5 protein-coding genes are annotated in these 3,292 nt (G+C 36.5%); all 5 read left to right on the top strand.

The window, feature by feature from the left end:
* Positions 1 to 169: 169 nt before the first annotated feature.
* The 5 genes from ACTWQB_RS16940 (at position 170) to ACTWQB_RS16920 (ending at position 2,984) form a co-directional block, all read left to right on the top strand.
* Complete coding sequence (locus ACTWQB_RS16940; RefSeq protein WP_443140337.1) at positions 170 to 520, top strand: DUF6018 family natural product bioysynthesis protein; 351 nt, start codon at positions 170 to 172, stop codon at positions 518 to 520.
* Positions 521 to 563: 43 nt separating this feature from the next.
* Positions 564 to 977 carry a single-stranded DNA-binding protein gene (gene ssb / locus ACTWQB_RS16935; RefSeq protein WP_443140336.1) on the top strand — a complete coding sequence of 138 codons (414 nt, stop codon included), beginning with the start codon at positions 564 to 566 and terminating at the stop codon, positions 975 to 977.
* Positions 978 to 1,089: 112 nt separating this feature from the next.
* Positions 1,090 to 1,419, top strand: coding sequence for a hypothetical protein (locus ACTWQB_RS16930; protein ID WP_443140335.1), 330 nt, complete (start codon positions 1,090 to 1,092; stop codon positions 1,417 to 1,419).
* 78 nt (positions 1,420 to 1,497) lie between these two features.
* Positions 1,498 to 1,863, top strand: coding sequence for a hypothetical protein (locus ACTWQB_RS16925; RefSeq protein ID WP_443140334.1), 366 nt, complete (start codon positions 1,498 to 1,500; stop codon positions 1,861 to 1,863).
* 53 nt (positions 1,864 to 1,916) lie between these two features.
* Positions 1,917 to 2,984, top strand: coding sequence for a DUF6094 domain-containing protein (locus tag ACTWQB_RS16920; protein ID WP_443140333.1), 1,068 nt, complete (start codon positions 1,917 to 1,919; stop codon positions 2,982 to 2,984).
* The last annotated feature ends 308 nt before the right edge of the window (positions 2,985 to 3,292 follow it).

The following is a 3,292-nucleotide window of genomic DNA, read 5'->3' as shown; positions in this document are numbered from 1 at the left end:
CTCTTAGACGAAGTGTGTCGAAAACATCAAACAATAGCACTCTTTGGAGTGATTTATTACACATGACAATGTGTCAATAAACATTCTGAAGGGTGCTTTTTTTATTGCTTTTAGAGAGCTTTAGCTCTTTAAAATATATCAAACTACTTTTTTAAAGGAGAGGATTTTTATGATGCTAGCAGCAGTAAACCCAATGGAAAGGAAGACGCAAAAACGTATTTATCACCTTGATGGAGCCGAATTGCATTTTGAATCAGCTAAACGTACAGATTGTATGTATAAGGCTGAAATTCGTCTTGAGGATGGTAAGAAGCGCTACTATCATTGTCGTGCTTTAACTAAAAAGAACGCAATGAAAGAAGTATCTGTTTTTGTGAAATCGATTGAAGATCAAACAGGTCAAAAAGTCGCTTGGCGTTTCAGTAATGAGTCCGCTTATCGTTTAGGTCATCAAATTGAAGATCGTACGATTAAGTCGAGACTAAAACGCTTGGCCAATGAATTTTTTGAACTGGATTAATCTTTAATATCAAACAAACTAAATTTAGAGGAGAGGATTATTTATGTTAAACAAGGTAGTATTAGTTGGAAGGTTAACTCGTGACCCAGAGTTACGTTATACCCCAAATGGTGTGGCCGTTGCAAACTTTACCATTGCGGTCAATCGACCATTTTCTAATCAAAACGGCAAACGTGAAGCGGACTTCATTAATTGTGTTGCATGGAGACGTCAGGCTGAAAACCTAGCTAACTTTATGAAAAAAGGAAGCATGGTTGGTGTTGACGGACGCATCCAAACAAGAAGTTTTGAAGGGCAAGACGGCAAACGTAATTTTGTAACGGAAGTAATGGCTGAACAAGTCCAATTTTTAGAGGGCAAAACGTCAAATGAGTCATCTGAACAAAGTCAAAGTGGGAGTCCTTTAGAAAATGAAGGAATACCAATGGATTTAAGTGATGATGAATTGCCATTCTAAAGACCGTTCAGTGTGTAAATAGTAAAAAGACACATATGTGTGCCACGAGAGATGAAAAAGAGAAGGTGATCGCCTTCTCTTTTTTATTATTAAAAAACGGGAGGTAGTTAATATGGATTTTATTAAACTAAATCAGACAGTCACATTTAATGGGGAAGAGTATTCAGTCAACGTAGGTAGGTATGTAGAAAATCAAAACTTTGCTATATTACTTGAAAATGACGATGGTGAAGTGGTAGCTACGACGAATGTAACTTCTTTAATGATTGGTTTCGTAACAATTAAAAATTACTCAGAAAATATGGGTATCGATCAAGCATTAATCGAAGCCAATATCATCGAAGAAGAATCTTATGGACAAGTACCTTCAGGATTTGTTCAGATACCTATTTATAAACTAACTGATGAAGTCATGGAGCAAACTGCAGAGCTTTTAGTATAAGAGAGTTAATGAAAGAGAAGGGTGTGTTAAACCTTCTCTTTTTTTATTTATTAAACGATTAGTGAGAGGTGGATGATTATGTATCGAATTAAGTTTTGGGAAAATGTTGAACGTCGTGAGATGGGATTATCAGATCTTGATGCCTACGATTATACCGAGTTGGATGAGGCGGTAACCCGTTGTGAGAAAGTAGCTCGTATGTTTGAAGCTGCCGAGGTTGTTGATCAACACGACAATGTCTATTTTTATGCAGGTTGGAAAGGTGAGACTTTCGAGACTTTCTTCACTGAAAAAGGGGAGAGAGAGCAGTTAATTAGTCGTAACCTTAAGATTAATTCCTTTCCTAGACCGCACTTTGAAGAATGGACAAATGCAGAACTTCAACGACGTTTAGACCTTCTTGAAAAAACATTTGATGAATTAATTGGTGAGAAACCAATTTAAAAGTTCCAAAACTATAAAGTAAAAAACTAACTAAACAAGAGAGGTAGATAACGATGTCACATATCGGAAATAAACTAAAAGCGGGATTCTATGCGACACCCGACACGCAAGGAGACTATATTAAACAATTGCTACAATTCACAGGTGATTGTAGTATCTTGGACCCGACGGCAGGTGAAGGCGACATTCTTCATCAGTTGGTAGAGGGAGAAGAACATCATATCACCACGTATGGGGTTGAATTGGATAAAGGTCGAGCTGAAAAGGCTAAGGAGAAGGTTGATTATCTCATTAATGCACCATTAGAAAGTATGGTCGTTAGCAATGAGCAGTTCTCAATGTTGTACCTTAATCCGCCATACGATTACGAAATGCGTGGAGAAGATTACGAAAGTGTTGAACGTAAAGAATATAAATTTTTAGTTCAAACAGCTAAATATTTAACGGGTCATGGCATTTTAGTCTATGTGATCCCATCTTATCGCTTTACGGATAAGAAAATAGCACGATATTTAGCGACACATTTCGACAATGTAGGCGTGTTTTCTTTTTCTGACGCTGATTACAATGATTTTAAACAATCGGTATTCATCGGTCGAAAGAAGAAAGGGAGACGCAAAGAAACTAACCAAGAGCTATTAAAGTTCTTATTGCAAATGAATTCACCAGAATTTGTGGAGAAGAACGTAACACCATTAGATCAAGTTGTGAAGCATGAGGTCACTTGGAAAGTACCTTCTGGTAAAACGGACATTAAGACGTTCTATACGCGTCTTGAAAGTAAGTCTGAGTTTATAGAGGATATTGCTCATTCAAAAGGTTTTCAAGCGTTTAAAGAACGTGCTAAACCTAAAAATCTTGAGATTGGTGGTAATCCCATTATAAATGTCCCACAAGGTCAAATGGCATTATTGCTCGCAAGTGGTGCGATTAATGGCTTAATTGGAAAAGTAGACAAACTTCATGCGGTTCAAGGTATGGAGATTGTTGATAAAGAAACAGATGAGGAAGTCAACGTTAATAAAGATGGCAGTAAAACAACGAAAACCACTTCCAGAACGAAACGTGATGTGTCGGTGAAAGTCATTACACCTAAAGGCATCGTTAAAAAATTCGTTTAATGGTAGTGACAAAATTGTTCAACTACAAAAACTTGGAAACTAACAAAAAAGTTGAACATTATGTGTGAAAGTAGAGAACTTATTATAGTTTAAGCCCTTTATGAAAAAGGGCTTTTCTATACCAAACAAACTATTAAATGAAAGAGAGAGGAGCATTCTGCTATGTATTATGTGGAAATCAAACGGATTGATGATGATAACATATCTCGTCGTATTGAAGCGGGTCATCATAAAAGACAAGCTGAACGTATTGAGAGAGGTGTTCACATTAATCTAAATCATGAAAGCTTTTATACAGAGATTACTAA

Origin of the sequence: Piscibacillus sp. B03 (assembly GCF_052246295.1) — a bacterium.
Lineage (GTDB): Bacteria > Bacillota > Bacilli > Bacillales > Alkalibacillaceae > Piscibacillus.
The sequence above is the reverse complement of the archived record's forward strand: the minus strand, read 5'-3'. Positions and strand labels throughout refer to the sequence as shown.

Bases quoted from the DNA above. Each gene is read 5' to 3' on its own strand.
- ACTWQB_RS16925 (WP_443140334.1), top strand. From the start codon at position 1,498: ATGTATCGAATTAAGTTTTGGGAAAATGTTGAACGTCGTGAGATGGGA.
- ssb (WP_443140336.1), top strand. From the start codon at position 564: ATGTTAAACAAGGTAGTATTAGTTGGAAGGTTAACTCGTGACCCAGAG.
- ACTWQB_RS16940 (WP_443140337.1), top strand. From the start codon at position 170: ATGATGCTAGCAGCAGTAAACCCAATGGAAAGGAAGACGCAAAAACGT.
- ACTWQB_RS16930 (WP_443140335.1), top strand. From the start codon at position 1,090: ATGGATTTTATTAAACTAAATCAGACAGTCACATTTAATGGGGAAGAG.
- ACTWQB_RS16920 (WP_443140333.1), top strand. From the start codon at position 1,917: ATGTCACATATCGGAAATAAACTAAAAGCGGGATTCTATGCGACACCC.